This window comes from Bacillus sp. WC2503, from assembly GCF_052682895.1.
The window spans coordinates 1,027,326-1,045,550 of record NZ_JBQYMD010000001.1; the positions used below are offsets into that span (position 1 = coordinate 1,027,326).

The following is an 18,225-nucleotide window of genomic DNA, read 5'->3' on the forward strand; positions in this document are numbered from 1 at the left end:
CTTATATGGTTGTAGATTGCTTCAACGAATTTTTAGAATCGGAACTACAAGGCGAATATGTTGTAAAATAACAGGTATTTAATACGAAGAATTTTACTGTATATATTGTGACTCCTGTTGATAATAAAATAGAGTATGAACGGTTCATATTATTGAAGCATCTTTCTAATGAAGAGTCTTCTGTACATATATGGGAAACATGTATTTGCAAGAAAGCAACGAAAATGGCAATTGCAAAAGAAGTGACAGAAGCAATCCAATCGGATTTCATAAAAAAAGACTAAGCCATACTTAAAATAAGGCTTAATCTTCATTAAATACAAATGTTTGTTTCATTTTTTTACCCTCATTTACCGGATGACCATTGTAAGAGAAATTCTTTTCTTCCCAAGTAATAACGACTTTAAAATTATGGCTATTAAAATCTAATGGAAATACCATGTAGTCAAAGCTTGTATGACTTTTTGAAATGTTTTCATCAGATGTAGTAGGTGTAAAGGTAGCTTTAGATGTAGGCGTGTTATCAAGTATTTCTACAGATACATTTGAAACATCAGTACCGATATTTTTTACGAGTAAACTATACGTATCATATACACCTTGTTTTGACCGGATTATTTGTTCGTTTGAGTTATGAGATTTATCAATTTCGATATACCATTGTTTAGACTTTAACACAATTGGTAGCGATTGAAATGTGTAAGCGCTAGCTTGCATTGGTAGTACTACACAAATAAGCACAAAGAGAGAGAATATTTTTCGTTTCATTTTTGAGAACTCCCATTCTGTAACGGATTTATTTGTTATTATCTTCTCTTTATAAGAGGATATACCATTTAATATAAGGGTGATTGTTAAGAATTATTACATTTGATCCATATGCTAATACACATCAAATGTAATCGGAAAAAATGAAATAGCGAACATAAGGGGAAGTGTATGTTGAGAATATTAATAAGTATGGGGAGCAGTGTTTTTCTGCAACTATTATTTTTGTATATAGTTATTTCTGGACTCTTATTAGACTTTAATCCTTGGTATGCAGTAATTGTGTATATAAGTGTTGCGATACTTAGTCTTATTTTAGGTATATATTCAATTGTCAGTTCTGTAAGAGAAAGTTCAAATGTTACGCTGCTTATAATACCAATAGGAGTTGTAACTACATAATTTTCAGTAGTAATCATTGGCTTTACAGTATTTGCTTATTTTTCACTAGAAGGGGGATGCCCCCAATCATTCGATTGTAAAATGTGAAAATTGCTTATAACATTCCACTAAACATATCTCCTATTGCAGGCACGGTTATTACAGTTGTTTTAATTGCTATATTCTTTATGAAAGCTGTGAGCAATAGAAAAGGGAATATCGAGGTAGATGTAAAGTTAGAGTGAAAAACTGTGTAGAGATTTTCCTGCACAGTTTTTTGTAATATGAAAAATTTACCAAAAATATGTTAAAATAATATTATCATACAACAAGGGGGATTTGTTTTATGGAAAATGGGCATCTTGCTAAAGTAGATTTAACGAAAAAAATTGAATCAAAATCTAAGTACAATAAGAAACTCGAAAAATATCAAAGGCGCTTATTAGCATTACAGCAAATTTTAAAAGAAGAAAAAATTGCGGTTATGCTCGTTATGGAAGGTTGGGATGCGGCTGGTAAAGGTGGGGCAATTAAGCGGGTGACGGAACATCTTGACCCGCGTGGCTTCCAAGTAAATCCAATTGGAGCGCCTGCACCTCATGAAAAACGTTACCATTATTTGCAACGTTTCTGGCGCAAAATTCCACAGTACGGGCAAATTACTATTTTTGATCGCTCATGGTATGGTCGTGTGTTAGTTGAGCGTGTGGAAGGATTTGCTACAAAGGAAGAGTGGATGAGAGCATATGATGAGATTAATGATTTTGAAAAACTACTAACAGATGACCATTACATAATAGGGAAGTTCTTCTACCATATAAGTAAAGAGGAGCAGTTAAAGAGGTTTAAAGATAGAGAGAAAAATCCTTTGAAAAGATGGAAAATTACAGACGAAGATTGGCGTAATCGTGAAAAATGGGATGAGTATGTTGAAGCAATGGAAGACATGTTTGAAAAAACAAGTAAGCCAAATGCGAAGTGGCAAATTATCGCGAGTAATGATAAATTATATGCACGTTTGAAAACATTGAAAGTGATTATTTCATTAATTGAGGATTATTTCTTAGAGCATGGTATAGAATTACCTTCTTATTATTATGAAATGAAAGAAGGTAAGGCAGAGGGCTTTGAAAATAATCAAGATGTAGTTGTAAAATAGTCGAAAGTTTTAATGTAAAATATAGGAAGATCTACCCTGTGATTTTGGGAGCCCCTCGGTAATGAGCGAAACATAAACCGTGGGGTTCTTTACATTAATAAATAAACTGTAGCATTTTAAATTTTGGGATTTTGTTGTTCTATAGTACATTAACAAGAGGTATTAGTTTTATAGAGAGGGTGAGGAAATGATAGAGATAGCAGATGCTTCAATACGTAATCGTATGTACACAGAAGAAGAGCAACAAAAATTATATAAACGAACATTAATAATCGTAAGTATTTCACAAATGTTCGGTGGAGCGGGATTAGCTGCTGGAATTACAGTAGGTGCACTTCTTGCGCAGCAAATGCTTGGGACAGATGCATATGCAGGATTACCGGCTGCTATGTTTACAATGGGGTCTGCGGTAGCGGCTTTCTTTGTTGGGAAGTTATCGCAAAAATATGGTCGCCGAATAGGACTTGCAACAGGGTTTATAGTAGGGGGGCTAGGGGCTATTGGAGTTGTATTGGCTGCTTTAACAAATAGTATTATTTTATTACTAGTCTCTTTACTCATATATGGTGCAGGTACAGCGACGAATCTACAAGCTCGTTATGCTGGTACCGATTTAGCAGATAAGAGACAACGAGCAACTGCTATTAGTATTACGATGGTTATGACGACTTTCGGTGCAGTTGCAGGACCGAACTTAGTAGGCGTAATGGGAGATTTTGCCCATTCAATCGGAATTCCTAACCTTGCAGGTCCGTTTATATTATCAGCAGCGGCATTTATACTGGCGGGTCTTGTCCTTTTTATTATGCTTCGTCCAGATCCATTAATTATTGCTAACATAATAGAAACATATAAACGAGAACATACATATAAAGGGCAACCAGTAACAGAAGAAGTGAAAGAAAACAAACGAGGTATTACAGTTGGAGCAATCGTTATGATACTTACTCAAATAGTGATGGTTGCGATTATGACGATGACGCCAGTTCATATGGGGCATCATGGTCATGGTTTAAGTGCAGTAGGGCTTGTAATTGGTTTTCATGTAGGTGCAATGTATCTTCCGTCTCTCGTTACAGGAATGTTAATTGATAAAATCGGACGAACTACGATGAGTATAGCTGGTGGAATAATTTTATTAGCGGCGGGTGTCATAGCTGCGATGGCGCCGAGTGATTCTTTACTATTATTAATTGTTGCTCTGTCTTTACTTGGGTTAGGTTGGAACCTCGGTTTAATAAGTGGCACAGCTCAAATTGTTGATGCAACTATACCTTCTACACGTGCAAAAACACAAGGCAAAATAGATGTATTTGTTGCGTTAGCTGGGGCTTCTGGTGGAGCGATGTCAGGTATGATAGTAGCGAATTCCAGTTATGCCGCATTATCATTAGCGGGAGGAGTGCTAGCATTATTGCTTATTCCTATTGTGATATGGTCTCGAAAAGGGGCGAGAAATTAAATGAGAAAGAGGTTCTAGTTACTAATTAGAACCTCTTTTTCAATACTTAACTTAAATCCCACTCCACAATAAGCCCTAAATGCGTAAGTCCACCGCCAAATCCGTATAGCAAAAGTGTATCTCCGTTATTTAATCTTCCTTTTTTTCTAGCTAAATCTAAAGCGAGTGGAATAGAGACGGAAGATGTATTCCCCATATCTTCCACACTCGTTAATGTTTTTTGAATAGATATTTTTGATTTTTCGCAAATAGATTCAATCATTCTTAAGTTAGCACTATGTGGTATGAACCAGTCTATATCATCTATTTGCAAATTTGCAGTATGTAATAGTTCTTTTATGCCGTATGGTACTGTTCGTACAGCCCATTTATATACTTCTCTTCCGTTTTGAACGATTTTTTCATTTGTTTGTAGTGGTGTGCCATTCATAGTAGTAGATAAGTTTGTTCTGTATAGATGAATACCACCGTCACCGTTTGTTCCCATGTGAGCAGCAATAAAGCTTGGTTTGTTTTCATCTCTTTCTAATAAAATAGCTCCAGCGCCATCACCGAACAAAATACAGGTCGTTCTATCGGTGTAATCAGTAACTTTAGATAATGTCTCTGTCGCTATGACGAGTACTTTTTGATGTGATCCAGAAGTGATTAAGCTATTACCGACATGCAGTCCGTATGTGAAACCAGCGCAAGTCGCATTTAAATCAAAAGCTAGTGTATGAGGTATGTTGAAGTATTGTTGTATTTGGCAAGCGACACTAGGAAAAACATAGTCAGCAGTAGTTGTAGCAACGATGATACAGTCAATATCTTCTAAGTTTTTCTTATATGTTGTACACAAATTTTCGACTGCTTTAATGGCTAAGTGTGAGGAGTATTCGTCTTCGTTAGCAATTCTTCTTTCTTTCATGCCTGTTCTTTGCACAATCCATTCATCATTCGTATGGACCATTTTTTCTAAATCGTTATTAGACAATATTTGATTTGGAACATAAGTACCAATTGCGGTAATACGAGATTTAGAATTCATAGGGACATCTCCTAACTTATTTTTATAACCTGATACTAATATCAGGTTATAAAAATGTCAATAAAGACTTTTATTGTATGGAAACGATACCGTTTAATTTACTCTAGAGGAATTTGACGAGTAGCGTAAAAATAATATACGAGAAGCTATTGAAATTGATAATGAAGGGAGTGGGGCTCCTTGAAAAGAATTTTGCGCATGTTGCCTGTTGTCATTATTTGTAGCTTTATTCTTATTATTTTTCCAGAGAAATCTCATGCCTGTGATTGTATTAATGTAACAGCAGAAGATGCATTTCAAAAAAATGATGTAGTGTTTGAGGGGAAAGTAATTGAGATTGGAAGGAAAGAAGGGATTGGGATTGAAGTATTATTTGAAGTGAAGAAAATATGGAAAGGGACAACTTCTTCGCAAATTATCGTATATACAAATGGTGGTGATTGTGTGTTTCACTTTGTAGAGGGAGGAGAGTACTTAGTGTTTTCTTCTCAAAGGGGATCAGAAAAACAATTACACACACATAGTTGTAGTGGAACGAAGAGATTGGATGAGGCAGGGGTGGACAAAGCGGCTTTAAGTCATATTGCAAAAGAGTCTGTTCCGACGAAGAAAGTGAATTTAAAAGGTGGAATGGTGAGTGGTTTCAGTTGGTGGCAAGTTGCTATCATATCCATAGGTCTGCTATTGATCATTGCTGTTGTTAGTTTTTTTGTGAGAAGAACACGCAAAAAATGACGATTAAAGTAAAAATATAAAGATTTTCTTTCTGTTTCTATAGGGGGGTTAACCTTGTGAAAGCGAATTACTTATGCTACACTTTATATAACTTAAAATGAACGGAGGGGCTTCCTTTGATCTTAATCAGATTACGTCTCAATACTTTGTGCCGATAATTGAATAGCGCTCAAAGGCTCTGTCTGTGTACAGAGTGAACGGGATTGGTCTGCCTATTTTAAAGGAACCCTTTATTAAGCTTATATGTGAAAAAGAGGGAGGGACGAATACGCCCTCTTTTTGTTTTGCCTTTAAAATTAGATTGGGATCGTATAGGTGAACACTTGTTGTGGATTCGTATATGATCTTGAGACTTATTGACTATGAGATAGGATGAAAGTATAACTTTCTTCTATTTCTTTGGTGAACCCTTATCCGTTTACGAAAACACAGGCAGCGACCTGTGTTTTTTATTTTACGTAATCGAAATGGAGGAATAAATATATGGAAGAATTATTACAAAGAGCAGTTTTAGTTGGAGTGAATTTAGGAAATGAAGATGATTTTATATATTCTATGGAAGAGTTAACGAATCTTGCAGAAGCTTGTGATGTAGAGGTAATCGGGCAAGTGACGCAAAATTTACAACGAGTAAATCCATCACATTATATTGGAAAAGGAAAGATTGAAGAAGTAGCAGCCTATGTAAATGAAGTAGATGCGAATATGGTAATCTTTAATGACGAATTATCTCCTTCACAAATTCGAAATTTAGAGGAAGATTTAGACTGTAAAGTTATTGATCGTACCATTTTAATTTTAGATATTTTTGCGCAACGTGCGAAAACGAAAGAAGCGCAGCTGCAAGTAGAAGTAGCGCATCTTCAGTATATGATGCCTCGTTTAATCGGTCTTCGTGAATCATTAGGAAGACAGAGCGGCGGCGTTGGTACGAAAAATAAAGGTGTCGGTGAGAAGAAATTAGAGTTAGATCGTCGTAAAATTGAAGAGCAAATTTCAGTTTTAAATAAAGATTTAGAAGCGCTTGTTGCTCAGCGTCAAACGCAGCGAAAGCAACGTAAGAAAAATGAAGTACCAGTTGTAGCATTAGTAGGCTATACGAACGCAGGAAAATCAACGACGATGAATGCAATGCTGGAAATTTATAATGGTACGGAAGAAAAACAAGTATTTGAAAAAGATATGTTATTCGCGACATTAGAAACATCTGTACGAAATATTGATTTACCAGATAATAAATCATTTTTATTAACGGATACGGTTGGATTTGTAAGTAAATTACCACATCATCTTGTGAAAGCGTTCCGTTCAACGTTAGAAGAAGTAGCAGAAGCAGACTTACTTATTCACGTTGTAGATTACGCAAATCCAAATTATGAACAATTAATTGATATTACAAATGAAACGTTAAAGAAAATTGGAGTAGAAAATATTCCAACGATATATGCATATAACAAATCAGATATGATAGATGTTGAAATTCCAAAAGTACAAGAAGACCGCGTGTATTTATCTGCGAAGAAGCATGTTGGAATTGAAGAGCTTGTAGAAATGATTCGCTCGTATATTTATAAAGAGTATACGAAGTGTGAAATGTTAATTCCATATGACCAAGGACAGGTAGTTTCGTATTTCAACAATCATGCGCACGTTTTATCTACGAGTTATGAGAACGAAGGTACAAAAATTGAACTAGAATGTAAGACGAGTGATTACGAAAAGTATAAGCGTTTTGCGATTTAATTTGAGAGGCAACCCAGTATGTGATTGGGTTGCCTTTTTCTGTAATGTTTTACCGCTGAAAGTTACAAGGATGCAAGCCAATGACGGAAGTTAAGTTATATTTCTGGAAAAAGAAATGAAAGCAGTATAGAATGGAAATGTTTCAAAAGTCAGAATTTATTACACCTACTTTAATAAATATTTTGTACAGAAAGGGGAGATTCACATATGCAGGCAGTTTCACAAAAAAAAACTGTAGAAACACCGACAATATACCGAATATTATTTGCGATTAGCTTCGGACATTTTTTAAATGATTCGATGCAAGCAGTTGTGCCGGCGTTGTTTCCTATTTTGGAAAAAACGATGAATTTATCCTATATGCAAGTAGGGTGGATTGCGTTTGCGTTAAATATGACGTCATCGATTATGCAACCGGTGTTTGGTATGTATTCAGATAAGAAGCCGTCACCATTTTTATTACCACTCGGCATGTTTTCGAGTATGCTTGGAATGATTGGACTCGCGTTTGCACCAAACTTTATTATTGTTATTATTTCTGTTTTATTTATTGGCTTAGGTTCTGCAGTCTTTCATCCAGAAGGCGCTCGTGTTGCGTATATGGCGGCAGGTGCAAAACGAGGGTTAGCGCAAGCGATTTATCAAGTTGGGGGAAACACGGGGAATTCCTTAGCTCCCATTTTTACAGCGCTAATTTTCGTTCCGCTTGGTCAAATTGGTTCTTTAGGTTTTACAGCATTTGCAGCAGTAGGAATTATATTATTAATTTTCGTATCGAATTGGTACAAAAATGAATTAGCAACCGGCGCTGTAAGAAGGAAGAAGAGAGCTGCACTTGAGGCGGAAAATGCAATTGTAAGTACACACATTAAATTCGTTATTATACTTCTTGTTTTTCTTACTTTTGTGCGCTCTTGGTACGGTGCCGGTATCGGGAATTTCTATCAATTTTACTTAATTGAGCATTATGATTTATCTATAAAAAATGCCCAGTATTTCGTATTCGCATTTATGATTGCTGGTGTGTTAGGAACTTTCTTCGGAGGACCGTTAGCAGATCGATTTGGTAAGAAAAACATCATCGTATTTTCAATGTTAGGTTCAGCGCCACTTGCACTGTTATTACCACATGTCTCACTTGTGTGGGTCGTACCTTTATTTTTATGTATCGGTTTTATTAGTTCAAGTAGTTTTAGTGTAATTGTTGTATACGCGCAAGAGCTTGTTCCGGGAAAAGTAGGGATGGTATCAGGTCTAATTGTAGGTCTTGCGTTCGGCCTTGGTGCTCTAGGTGCTGTAGTACTAGGAAAGTTAGCTGATATATATAGCCTTCAGTTCATTATGATATTATGTAGTTGTTTACCGTTAATTGGACTTACTTCATGGTTATTACCAAGTGATAAGAAAACGATAGAATAGGGGATGTACTATGAAATTATGTGAAAACGTAACAGAATTAATAGGAGATACACCTGTCGTCCGATTATCTAAATTTATTCCGGAAGACGCAGCGGATGTGTATGTGAAACTAGAAATGTTTAACCCATCACGTAGTGTGAAAGACCGTGCTGCTTATAATTTACTTCATGTTGCAGAAGAAAATGGTCTCATTAAACCAGGGGATACAATTATTGAACCGACAAGTGGGAATACAGGAATTGGTTTAGCGATGAACGCAGCTGCTAAAGGGTATAAAGCGATTTTAATTATGCCAGACAATATGTCAAAAGAGCGTATTAATTTATTGAAAGCATACGGGGCAGAAGTAGTTTTAACACCAGCAGAACAAAGAATGCCAGGAGCAATTGCGAAGGCGTTAGAACTGCAAAAACAAATACCGAATAGTTTTATCCCGCAACAATTTGAAAATCCAGCTAATCCGAATATTCACCGTTATACGACTGCACTTGAAATTTACGAACAAATGGATGGAGAGCTTGATGCTTTTGTTGCAACGGCAGGAACAGGCGGAACGATTACAGGGACTGGTGAAACGTTAAAAGAGAAATTACCAAACTTATATATTGCAGTAGTGGAACCGAAAGGATCTCCCGTTTTATCAGGTGGTGTACCAGGTCCTCATAAACTAGTAGGAACAAGTCCAGGATTTATTCCGAAAAACTTAAATACAGAAGTGTATAACGAAATTATTCAAATTGCAGACGAAGAGGCTTTAACGACAATGAGAAACTTAGCTAGACAAGAAGGCTTATTAGTAGGGCCGTCTTCAGGAGCTTCTGTGTACGCAGCAATTATGATAGCGAAGCGCCTAGGCGCTGGTAAAAAAGTTTTATGTATTGCACCTGATACTGGTGAACGTTATTTGAGTATGGGGTTATTTGAATAAAAATGATAGAAACCCCTTAATGGTGAAATAGAGCTATTAAGGGGTTTGTTTTAGGGGATTAAGAGGGGGAAAGCACGATGAAACTATTAAAACCAACGCATAAATATAGTGAACAAATTATAGAGTATCGGGAGGCTTTTTTACATGCAGGAGAACAACCACACGGTAGTAGCTCTTTACAAAATTTTGATTCCCTAGCTGAATGGTTTGAAAAAGTGAGTATACAAGAAGTAGGAGAAAACTTACAAGCGAATCGAGTGCCATCTAGTCAGTTTTTAAGTTTTGAAAAAGGGGAACTTATAGGTTTTGTGAATATTAGACATAGATTAAATCCAGAATTATTACGGGAAAGCGGTCATATTGGATATAGTGTCCATCCGAATAAACGTCGCCACGGTTACGCTACGAAACAACTAAAGCTTGCATTAACTGAAGCGCAAAAATTAGGATTGCAGAAAGTATTAATAACTTGCGATAAATCCAATATCGGTTCTGCTAAAACGATTCAAAAGGTTGGCGGTGTGTTAGAAAATGAGGTAGTTTCTTCTCGTACTGGTAAAGTTGTTCAGCGTTATTGGGTAGAAATTTGATTAAGTGTGAATTTGAAAAGGTAATATAATATGCAATATCGAAATAGATAAATGAAGAGTAAGGGGAGTGCTGCAGTTTTAGGGGGGAATGAAATGGGATTAAGAGAGAAAGCGATAGAAATGTCGGAGATTTATAGAAAAAACCCGAAAATCGAAGCTATTATTTTAGCAGGTTCAGTAGCTAGAAAATTAGAGGATGAACATTCAGATATTGAATTACATATTTTATGGTCGGAACCACCAGAGGATGAGGATCGTAAAGAGCCTATTAATCATATTGGTGGAAAAATTTTATCATATTATCCTTACGAGGAAGAAGAATGGTCGGAGACGTATTTGACGAAAGAAGGAATTAAACTAGAGATTAGTAATTTTTTAACAGTGACCGTAGAAAAAATTATTTCAGAAGTTGTAGAGCGGTATGATATCAATTATGAGAAACAATGTATTGTATCATCCATTCATGATGGTGTGAGTTTGTATGGAGAAGTGAAAGTACATACTCTAAAAGATAGAGTTGAAGCGTATCCAGAAGAATTGGCGCAAAAAATGATTGCAGAAAACCTTTGGTTAAGCAATCGTTGGCATAATCGAGAGGCTCTTTTAAAACGAAAAGATTGGCTTATGCTATATGATGTTATTTGTGAAGTTCAAAGAAATATATTTGGAGTCTTATTTGGTCTGAACCGCATGTACGTGCATCATCCTGCATTTAAATGGATGCCATATAATGTGGAACGAATGGGGATTAAGCCTGAAAATTTATATGAGCGTATGGCGAATATTTTAATAGGACATCCAGAGAATAGTGTGAAAGAGTTAGAATTGTTAATGGGAGAGGTATTACATTTAGTAAAACAATATACTCCAGAATTAAATATTGCGGAGCAACAAAAACGCATTCAATATGCAAAGTAAAAACAAAAGATGTAACAACGAGTTACATCTTTTGTTTTTTTATTTTACTAATTTTCCTAGTACAGGTAAACGTTGAATACGATTACCAAGAATATGTGAAGCGAGTCCACTCGTTAATACGAATAAAAGGTAAACAAGCCCTCCTGCCGCACCACATATAAATACAATGAGCAGTGATTCGATATAAGATTGGCCAGGAATAATCCAGCTTATAATTGCTTTTAATGCAATTACAACAGCAGACATTGCTGCGGAGTATATCGTAATAAGAAATACTGTTTTCACCGTTTCACCAATTTTAAATTTCGCAAACTTAATGATGCAATACAACATAATAATATTCGAAACGAGGTATCCGAGAATTGTTCCAAGTACAGCACCGTGTCCACCGAATAAGTGTAAAAGTGGTATGTTTACTACAATCTTCACAAGAATACCGATTGAGAATGCAATCATTGTTTTTCTTTGATAATCAATGCCTTGTAATATAGCTGCAGAAACTGTGAAAATCGCACCTAATATAGCAGAAGGTGCAAATGAAATTAAATATTGTGATCCATCAAGTGCAATTTTAGGATCTACATAAATCATTCGAAATGCATCGTAAGCGATGCTAGCAAGACCAAATGCAGCTGGGATAGTGAAGAATAACAATACTTGGAATATCTTTGAAATTTGTTCTTGTAATTCTTCTAGTTTTCCGCTTGTAAATGATTTCGTTATAGCCGGAATAATTGTTAATGAGAATCCAGTTGCAAGTGAAGCCGGAATCATAATTAACTTTTGTGCATAGTTCGTTATATAAGCGAAAACTGCATTCGCGGTTTCTAAAGGCTCTCCCATCGCTCTAAGGACATCAGCTACGGTATATTGATCTACTAACGTATAGAGTGGAATTGCAATACCCACAAATACAATTGGGATTGCATATCGAAGTAATTCCATATAAATATTTCGTAATGGAATATCGGATGCCCTTGACTTTAATTCACCTTCAGGAGGCTTTAATCCGTTATACTTTTTCCAGTACAGCATTAAAATAGAGACGCTGGCAAGTGCCCCGATAACAGCACCGAATGTAGCAACAGCAACAGAAGAGGCTACGGAACCTCCTAATATTTTGGAAACGATGAAGCTACCAACTAAAATGAAAACAACGCGTGCGATTTGTTCTACGACTTGAGAAACAGCACTTGGTTTCATATGTTGAAAACCTTGGAAATAGCCGCGTGTAACACTCATAGCCGGTACGATAATAAGTGCGAAACTTAATGCCCGCATTGTAAGTGTTACGTCAGCGATAAATTGTGGATTTGGCGTTTTAGAGCGAATAATAAATTGTGATATGTAAGGCGCTCCAATAAATAAAATTAAAAATCCTAAAAAGCCCATAAATAGCATTAATTTTATGCTCGAGCTATACAATTTTTTACTTGTACTATAATCACCGAGTGCATTATGTTTTGCAACAAATTTGGAGACGGCAATAGGAATACCGGCAGTTGAAAAGCTTAATAAAATACCATACCAAGTATATGCATATCCGTATAAAGCGACCCCTTGTGTTCCAACTAATAATTGAAAAGGGAAGAAGTATATAAAACCTAAAATACGTGAAATCATTGTTGCACCGCTTAGTAAAGCAGTACCTTTTAAAACTTTTGAAGTAGACAAAATTTGTTCCTCCTACTCATGTTGCCTTGCATGTATCTCGCTCTTTGAGGGCAGTAAGACTCCTACCTCAAAATGAGGCTGGAGAAAGAAGTTAAGTGGAAGCCCTGCTACTACGAGTAAACGCAAAATTGGTGAAACTTTAATCAGTGGGGCATCCTCCGCTGATTAAAGTTTCACTTTACCGTATACTACTATAAACCTGTTAGAGAAGTTAATACAGTATAAACCATATAAGTTCAAATACTATTCATACAAAAGTCATATTTCAAATTTTTAAATAGAATATAAGACATAAAAACTTAAAATATAAGTTGACACTATTTTTAATGTGTGATAAAAATGATAGTAATCAATTCGGAAAATAATATTTGGGCAATGAAAGGGTATAGTAATGAAAATCTCCCTATTTCAGAGAGCTGATGGTTGGTGTGAATCAGTATATAGATTATTCATGAAGTTCGTCCTGGAGCATCTTTCATAAATCTCACATTATGAGGAAATGGAAGACGGTAGTTTATACCGTTATCAAATAAAGTGGTGAAGATTTTTTCACAACTAGGGTGGTACCGCGATATTTATCGTCCCTACGTATTTACGTAGGGACGTTTTTTATTTAGGTCCTAACTTTGCTGTGGCTTCATAACTAGGGTGGTACCGCGATATTTTATCGTCCCTACGTATTTACGTAGGGACGTTTTTATTTAGGTCTTACTTTTGTTGTATCTTCATAACTAGGGTGGTACCGCGATATTTTTGTCGTCCCTACGTATTTACGTAGGGACGTTTTTTTATTAGGGAGGAAGTGAACGTATTAGAAAAAAGTATTGATAGAACAATATAAACACCAAATTATAAAACAGAAAAAGATAAAGAGAGGAGATTAACAGATGAATTCACAGCAATGGACATCGAAATTAGGTTTCGTATTAGCTGCAGCAGGTTCAGCAATTGGTCTTGGGGCGATTTGGAAATTCCCATATATGGCCGGCATCGGAGGAGGCGGCGCATTCTTCCTTATTTTCATCGGTTTCACATTATTAATTGGTTTACCGCTATTATTAGCCGAATTCGTTATTGGGAGAAGTACACAAAAAGAGGCCGTTGATGCGTATAGAGAAATCGCACCGAAAACGTTATGGCCGTGGTTAGGTAAATTAGGAATTGTAACATGTTTCATATTACTTTCTTTCTACAGTGTTGTAGGAGGATGGATTTTATTATATTTATGGAATGCAATTACAGGTAGACTATGGGAAGGAAATGGGGCGTACGAAGCTACGTTCGGTGAAATCATTTCCAATCCGTATTTAGCAGTCGGATCACAACTATTATTCATCCTTATTACTATTTTCATCGTAAGTAAAGGTGTACAAAATGGTGTTGAAAAAGTAAATAAATATTTCATGCCAGCACTATTCGTTTTATTCTTTGTCTTAATTGTTCGTGCACTTACATTAGACGGTGCTGGTGAAGGAGTTCGCTTCTTCTTACAACCTGATTTCTCAAACGTAACGTCAGAAATTATTTTATATGCGATGGGGCAATCGTTCTTCTCATTATCTGTCGGTGTAGCCGTTATGGTAACGTATAGCTCATACTTACCGAAAGAAGAAAGTTTACCGCGTTCAGCATTTTCTATTGTAGCTTTAACGCTCGTTATTACATTACTTGCAGGACTTGCGATATTCCCGGTTGTATTCGCATTTGGAATGGAACCATCTCAAGGACCAGGATTATTGTTTATCGTATTGCCAGCTATTTTCAGTAAAATGGCGTTCGGAAAATTATTCTTCATCGTTTTCTTATTACTATTCTTCTTTGCTACTATTACATCAGCAATTTCGATGTTAGAAATTAGCGTTGCATCTTTAACTGCAAAAGGTAAAGGGAAACGTGAAAAAATGGCTTTAATCGTTGGATTATTAATCTTCGTTGTTGGAGTACCATCAGCATTATCATTTGGTATATTAAGTGATCTGAAGATTTTTGGAAAGACTATTTTTGATTTATCGGACTATGCAGTTAGTAACGTATTAATGCCGCTTGGTGTTCTATTAGTTTCTATCTTTGTTCCTTTAAAAATGAAGAAAGATGTATTAATGAAAGAGCTTGGTGTAAGTAAAAATAAAGGCTATAAACTATTCGTATTATGGTTATTCTTACTTCGCTATATCGCACCAATTGCGATTATTATCGTATTCCTAAATGTACTTGGAATTATTTAACAAAAAAGGTAGCGTATCGTTATATGATACGCTACCTTTTTTATCCTTTTATTTGCCGGGCAGTAAGACCCCCACCTCAAAACTCAGCGAAAGCGAAGAAGTTAAGTGGGGGATGGGCACCCCCCACTGATTAAAGTTTCACCTTATTTTGCTCTTTTTTGCAGTTCATTTACTGTGACGAATTGATATCCCTCTTTAGATAAAGAGTCTAAAATACCTTCAATGGTCTGTAAATTTTCATTAGATTTATCATACATAGGGTGTAATAAAATGATAGAACCTGGTTTTACATTTTTATTAACGTAGTCAATTTTATCAGCTGTAGATTTATAAAAAGTATCAGGCTCAAGATCCCACGTAATCGTTTCGATATTATTTTTATTTAAATAATAGGGTAGCCCAATTAATTTTTTTCCGTTAGGGGGTCTAAAATCAATTTCGTCTGTAAATCCTGTTTGCCGGATTAATGAATTCGTTTTTTCTATTTCATCTTTAATAAAAGAAGGTGTTTTGAAAACCATTCTATTATGAGAATATGTATGGTTTCCAAGTTGGTGCCCAGATTGCGTGATAGCTTCTCCTAATGATAGATTTTTCTCTAGTTCATTTCCAATTAAAAAGAAAGTAGCTTTAGCGTTGTATTTATCCAGTAAAGGTAATATTTGTTTTACATTGTTAGTAGGGCCATCATCAAAAGTTAAAGCGATTACTTTTTCATTTGTTTCTACGCGTTGTGTTAAATCTCCAAATAATTGAAAGTTTCTTGCGTTCATCAATTTGTATGTTCCGAATAATACTGTGATAATAAAGAATAGTGTAACGATTGTAATGATAATTTTTTTCTTCATAATGTAACCTCACAATGATTTTTGATTTGATTAAAAAGTATTATATCAAACTAAGTAATTTCGTGCTTTAAGAAGGGTGTGGATGCAAGGAGAGGAAATTTATCATATAATAAAATGCAAAAGGTATATTAGGAGGTGTTTATATGGCGATTATAATTCAATTGCCAGACACTGCAACGTCTCATGCAAAGCCAAGTATGGAAATGGCGATACTTTGCGTGAGGTAGACAAGTAATATACAATCGCCTAAATGAGCTCGTATCATTTTTTATATTTGGCTTTGCACCTTATTGAAATGAACCATAAAAAATAAGGGGCGAGCAGAAATGAAATACGTAAAGGCTGCGGCAGTTTTACCAGAAAGTTTAATTGCTGAAATTCAAAAGTATATACAAGGTGAAACAATTTACATTCCAAAACAAGAAACGAAACATTATAAATGGGGTACACGATCTGGAGGAAGAAAACAATTAGATGAAAGAAATAACGCGATTAAAGCAGCATTTAAAAGCGGAATTGCTATTCATCAACTTGCAGAAGAATATTTTCTTTCTGGGGAAACGATTAAAAAGATTGTGTATTCTAAATAAGAGGAAAAGAGTCTGATTCATATATTACTTTGAATCAGACTCTTTTTGTTTTATATGTATTGGATATATGAGGTGTGAACGGGCATGATAATAGAAAAAATGTGCCGTTTTTTTTATTAAATGGTATACAGAGCACTTGAAAAGTAGAAAGGTGAACATATATGAATCATATTGGACAAATAACGATAGAGCTTTTAGTTGGTTTTTTTGTTCTATTAATTGCTACAAAAATATTAGGGAAAACACAAATATCTCAGCTAACGCCCTTTGATTTTATTTCTGCAATCGTCCTAGGTGAGCTCGTTGGAAATTCAATATATGATCCTAAAATTAAAGTATGGTCTATTTTGTATTCAGTATTTGTTTGGGTAATTTTAATTTATACTATAGAAGTGATAACACAAAAAATAAGGGGAACAAGAAGGTTTTTTGAAGGATATCCTTCAATTATTATTCGTAATGGAAAGATTGATCGTGAACAATTAAGCGTAAATCATTTGGATATAAACCAATTACAACAAATGCTTAGGCAACAAAAAGATATATTTTCAATTCGAGAAGTTGAGTATATGATATTGGAACCTAACGGAAACATAAGTGTATTGAAAAAAAGTAAATATGAATCTCCTACTATAAATGATTTAAGTTTAAAACATAAGCCTGTATACTTACCGATTTCATTAATTAGTGATGGGAAAGTAGTTAAGGATAATTTGAGGGAAGCAGGTTTTGATGAAGGATGGCTTTATAAACAAATAAAGCAAAAAGGAATTACTAAATTTGAAGACGTATTATATGCAGAATGGAAAACAGACGATGGTTTCTTTTGTCAGGAAATGCAGCGATAGAGAATAGGCGATGTATGTAATGTTTGTTTCTAAGTTATCTTTTACATATCAAAAAACTGAATCATTGTATACAATAAGACTAGATCAACAATTTGTATGGAGTGATAAAGATGGAAGCTTTTATTAGAAGTGATCAATATAATTTTATAAAATCACAAGCTTATATTTTAGCAAATGGGCACGCAACGGCAAATGATAGAGGTGTAATTCAAGCATTAAAATCACTTGCGATTGAAAAAATAATACATGTATTTGAGAATTTAACGGATGAACAGAAAGAGTTAATCGATACGGTATTAACAGTTCAAAATAGAGAAGATGCAGAATCGTTTTTAATGAAAATAAATCCGTATGTCATTCCGTTTCAGGAAGTTACAGCGCAAACATTAAAAAAATTATTTCCTAAGGCGAAAAAGTTAAAACTTCCTGATATGGAAGAACTGGATATGAAAGAATTATCCTATTTAAGCTGGATTGATAAAGGATCCAGTAGGAAATTTATTATAGCGAAAAATGATAAAAATAAGTTTGTTGGTCTGCAAGGAACTTTTCAAAGTTTAAATAAAAAAAGCATTTGTTCATTATGTCATGGGCATGAAGAAGTAGGAATGTTTTTAGTGGAAATTAAAGGTGATGTACCAGGAACTTTCGTTAAAAAGGGAAACTATATTTGCAAAGACGGTGTAGCTTGTAATCAGAATATGAAGTCACTTGATAAATTGAATGATTTTATTGAACGATTGAAGAAATAAAGAAGGAACCTCTAGTATTTAAACTGGAGGTTTTTATTTTTTGAAGAAGTAATAATAGGCTTCTTTTGTAGCTGTAAATTTATAAAAAAAGTCGGGTCATTTATAATGAAATTAGATAAAAATATCTATTTGGATACAGTTGCTTATATGCAAGG

Annotated in this window: 18 protein-coding genes, 1 pseudogene and 1 other annotated feature; of the genes and pseudogenes, 15 read left to right on the forward strand and 4 right to left on the reverse strand. The window is 35.0% G+C overall.

Annotated features, from left to right (window positions below; translation table 11 throughout):
* The first annotated feature begins 5 nt into the window (after positions 1–5).
* A pseudogene (locus ACUN26_RS05510) lies at positions 6–284 on the forward strand (hypothetical protein).
* Positions 285–303: 19 nt separating this feature from the next.
* Here ACUN26_RS05510 and ACUN26_RS05515 read toward each other — a convergent pair.
* Positions 304–768: a hypothetical protein gene (locus tag ACUN26_RS05515; RefSeq protein WP_000823176.1), complete on the reverse strand. Its 465-nt coding sequence runs from the start codon at positions 766–768 to the stop codon at positions 304–306.
* Positions 769–960: 192 nt separating this feature from the next.
* Here ACUN26_RS05515 and ACUN26_RS05520 point away from each other — a divergent pair, with 192 nt between their 5' ends.
* The 4 genes from ACUN26_RS05520 (at position 961) to ACUN26_RS05535 (ending at position 3,770) form a co-directional block, all read left to right on the forward strand.
* Positions 961–1,170 (forward strand): alpha/beta hydrolase, encoded by a 210-nt coding sequence (locus ACUN26_RS05520; RefSeq protein WP_229198734.1) that lies wholly within the window; start codon positions 961–963, stop codon positions 1,168–1,170.
* Positions 1,171–1,253: 83 nt separating this feature from the next.
* A complete protein-coding gene (locus ACUN26_RS05525; protein ID WP_000686451.1) occupies positions 1,254–1,394 on the forward strand; it encodes a hypothetical protein in 141 nt (46 codons plus the stop codon).
* A 101-nt stretch (positions 1,395–1,495) separates the two neighbouring features.
* Positions 1,496–2,308, forward strand: a complete 813-nt coding sequence (locus ACUN26_RS05530; RefSeq protein ID WP_000427321.1) for a polyphosphate kinase 2 family protein — start codon at positions 1,496–1,498, stop codon at positions 2,306–2,308.
* Between the two features lie 187 nt (positions 2,309–2,495).
* Positions 2,496–3,770 carry an MFS transporter gene (locus ACUN26_RS05535; RefSeq protein ID WP_000569593.1) on the forward strand — a complete coding sequence of 425 codons (1,275 nt, stop codon included), beginning with the start codon at positions 2,496–2,498 and terminating at the stop codon, positions 3,768–3,770.
* 46 nt (positions 3,771–3,816) lie between these two features.
* Here ACUN26_RS05535 and ACUN26_RS05540 read toward each other — a convergent pair whose 3' ends face one another.
* Positions 3,817–4,800, reverse strand: coding sequence for a ketoacyl-ACP synthase III (locus ACUN26_RS05540; RefSeq protein ID WP_001086330.1), 984 nt, complete (start codon positions 4,798–4,800; stop codon positions 3,817–3,819).
* Between the two features lie 180 nt (positions 4,801–4,980).
* Between ACUN26_RS05540 and ACUN26_RS05545 the strand changes: the two genes are divergently transcribed.
* The 6 genes from ACUN26_RS05545 to ACUN26_RS05570 all read left to right on the forward strand — a co-directional run bounded on the left by ACUN26_RS05545 (position 4,981) and on the right by ACUN26_RS05570 (position 11,133).
* A complete protein-coding gene (locus ACUN26_RS05545; RefSeq protein ID WP_000821918.1) occupies positions 4,981–5,535 on the forward strand; it encodes a hypothetical protein in 555 nt (184 codons plus the stop codon).
* A 483-nt stretch (positions 5,536–6,018) separates the two neighbouring features.
* Positions 6,019–7,278, forward strand: a complete 1,260-nt coding sequence (gene hflX / locus ACUN26_RS05550) for a GTPase HflX (protein ID WP_000391889.1) — start codon at positions 6,019–6,021, stop codon at positions 7,276–7,278.
* A 207-nt stretch (positions 7,279–7,485) separates the two neighbouring features.
* Complete coding sequence (locus ACUN26_RS05555) at positions 7,486–8,697, forward strand: MFS transporter (RefSeq protein WP_001149404.1); 1,212 nt, start codon at positions 7,486–7,488, stop codon at positions 8,695–8,697.
* Between the two features lie 10 nt (positions 8,698–8,707).
* Positions 8,708–9,625 carry a cysteine synthase A gene (gene cysK / locus ACUN26_RS05560; RefSeq protein WP_000762271.1) on the forward strand — a complete coding sequence of 306 codons (918 nt, stop codon included), beginning with the start codon at positions 8,708–8,710 and terminating at the stop codon, positions 9,623–9,625.
* A gap of 77 nt (positions 9,626–9,702) precedes the next feature.
* A complete protein-coding gene (locus ACUN26_RS05565) occupies positions 9,703–10,215 on the forward strand; it encodes a GNAT family N-acetyltransferase (protein WP_000771310.1) in 513 nt (170 codons plus the stop codon).
* Between the two features lie 93 nt (positions 10,216–10,308).
* Complete coding sequence (locus ACUN26_RS05570) at positions 10,309–11,133, forward strand: DUF4037 domain-containing protein (protein WP_000524270.1); 825 nt, start codon at positions 10,309–10,311, stop codon at positions 11,131–11,133.
* A gap of 39 nt (positions 11,134–11,172) precedes the next feature.
* Here the strand turns inward: ACUN26_RS05570 and ACUN26_RS05575 are convergent, their stop codons facing one another.
* Positions 11,173–12,807, reverse strand: coding sequence for a putative polysaccharide biosynthesis protein (locus ACUN26_RS05575; RefSeq protein ID WP_000107898.1), 1,635 nt, complete (start codon positions 12,805–12,807; stop codon positions 11,173–11,175).
* Between the two features lie 366 nt (positions 12,808–13,173).
* Positions 13,174–13,396, forward strand: a binding site (T-box leader).
* Between the two features lie 298 nt (positions 13,397–13,694).
* On the opposite strand from ACUN26_RS05575, the gene ACUN26_RS05580 reads away from it, so the two are divergent.
* The gene (locus ACUN26_RS05580) at positions 13,695–15,032 is read left to right on the forward strand and encodes a sodium-dependent transporter (protein WP_001088192.1); all 1,338 of its coding nucleotides are present in this window, start codon (positions 13,695–13,697) and stop codon (positions 15,030–15,032) included.
* Between the two features lie 143 nt (positions 15,033–15,175).
* Here ACUN26_RS05580 and ACUN26_RS05585 read toward each other — a convergent pair whose 3' ends face one another.
* Positions 15,176–15,880, reverse strand: coding sequence for a polysaccharide deacetylase family protein (locus ACUN26_RS05585; protein WP_000726868.1), 705 nt, complete (start codon positions 15,878–15,880; stop codon positions 15,176–15,178).
* Positions 15,881–16,206: 326 nt separating this feature from the next.
* Between ACUN26_RS05585 and ACUN26_RS05590 the strand changes: the two genes are divergently transcribed.
* From ACUN26_RS05590 to ACUN26_RS05600, 3 genes are all read left to right on the forward strand, one after another.
* Positions 16,207–16,470 (forward strand): CD3324 family protein, encoded by a 264-nt coding sequence (locus tag ACUN26_RS05590; RefSeq protein ID WP_000878303.1) that lies wholly within the window; start codon positions 16,207–16,209, stop codon positions 16,468–16,470.
* A 161-nt stretch (positions 16,471–16,631) separates the two neighbouring features.
* Positions 16,632–17,318, forward strand: a complete 687-nt coding sequence (locus ACUN26_RS05595) for a DUF421 domain-containing protein (protein WP_001015539.1) — start codon at positions 16,632–16,634, stop codon at positions 17,316–17,318.
* A gap of 110 nt (positions 17,319–17,428) precedes the next feature.
* Complete coding sequence (locus ACUN26_RS05600; protein WP_000387067.1) at positions 17,429–18,070, forward strand: FusB/FusC family EF-G-binding protein; 642 nt, start codon at positions 17,429–17,431, stop codon at positions 18,068–18,070.
* The last annotated feature ends 155 nt before the right edge of the window (positions 18,071–18,225 follow it).

What these genes read in the sequence shown, in the direction of transcription:
- ACUN26_RS05520 (WP_229198734.1), top strand. Translation starts at nt 961, where the DNA reads ATGGGGAGCAGTGTTTTTCTGCAACTATTATTTTTGTATATAGTTATT.
- ACUN26_RS05600 (WP_000387067.1), top strand. Translation starts at nt 17,429, where the DNA reads ATGGAAGCTTTTATTAGAAGTGATCAATATAATTTTATAAAATCACAA.
- ACUN26_RS05555 (WP_001149404.1), top strand. Translation starts at nt 7,486, where the DNA reads ATGCAGGCAGTTTCACAAAAAAAAACTGTAGAAACACCGACAATATAC.
- ACUN26_RS05580 (WP_001088192.1), top strand. Translation starts at nt 13,695, where the DNA reads ATGAATTCACAGCAATGGACATCGAAATTAGGTTTCGTATTAGCTGCA.
- ACUN26_RS05595 (WP_001015539.1), top strand. Translation starts at nt 16,632, where the DNA reads ATGAATCATATTGGACAAATAACGATAGAGCTTTTAGTTGGTTTTTTT.
- ACUN26_RS05515 (WP_000823176.1), bottom strand. Translation starts at nt 768, where the DNA reads ATGAAACGAAAAATATTCTCTCTCTTTGTGCTTATTTGTGTAGTACTA.
- ACUN26_RS05530 (WP_000427321.1), top strand. Translation starts at nt 1,496, where the DNA reads ATGGAAAATGGGCATCTTGCTAAAGTAGATTTAACGAAAAAAATTGAA.
- hflX (WP_000391889.1), top strand. Translation starts at nt 6,019, where the DNA reads ATGGAAGAATTATTACAAAGAGCAGTTTTAGTTGGAGTGAATTTAGGA.
- ACUN26_RS05570 (WP_000524270.1), top strand. Translation starts at nt 10,309, where the DNA reads ATGGGATTAAGAGAGAAAGCGATAGAAATGTCGGAGATTTATAGAAAA.
- ACUN26_RS05590 (WP_000878303.1), top strand. Translation starts at nt 16,207, where the DNA reads ATGAAATACGTAAAGGCTGCGGCAGTTTTACCAGAAAGTTTAATTGCT.
- cysK (WP_000762271.1), top strand. Translation starts at nt 8,708, where the DNA reads ATGAAATTATGTGAAAACGTAACAGAATTAATAGGAGATACACCTGTC.
- ACUN26_RS05540 (WP_001086330.1), bottom strand. Translation starts at nt 4,800, where the DNA reads ATGAATTCTAAATCTCGTATTACCGCAATTGGTACTTATGTTCCAAAT.
- ACUN26_RS05585 (WP_000726868.1), bottom strand. Translation starts at nt 15,880, where the DNA reads ATGAAGAAAAAAATTATCATTACAATCGTTACACTATTCTTTATTATC.
- ACUN26_RS05565 (WP_000771310.1), top strand. Translation starts at nt 9,703, where the DNA reads ATGAAACTATTAAAACCAACGCATAAATATAGTGAACAAATTATAGAG.
- ACUN26_RS05535 (WP_000569593.1), top strand. Translation starts at nt 2,496, where the DNA reads ATGATAGAGATAGCAGATGCTTCAATACGTAATCGTATGTACACAGAA.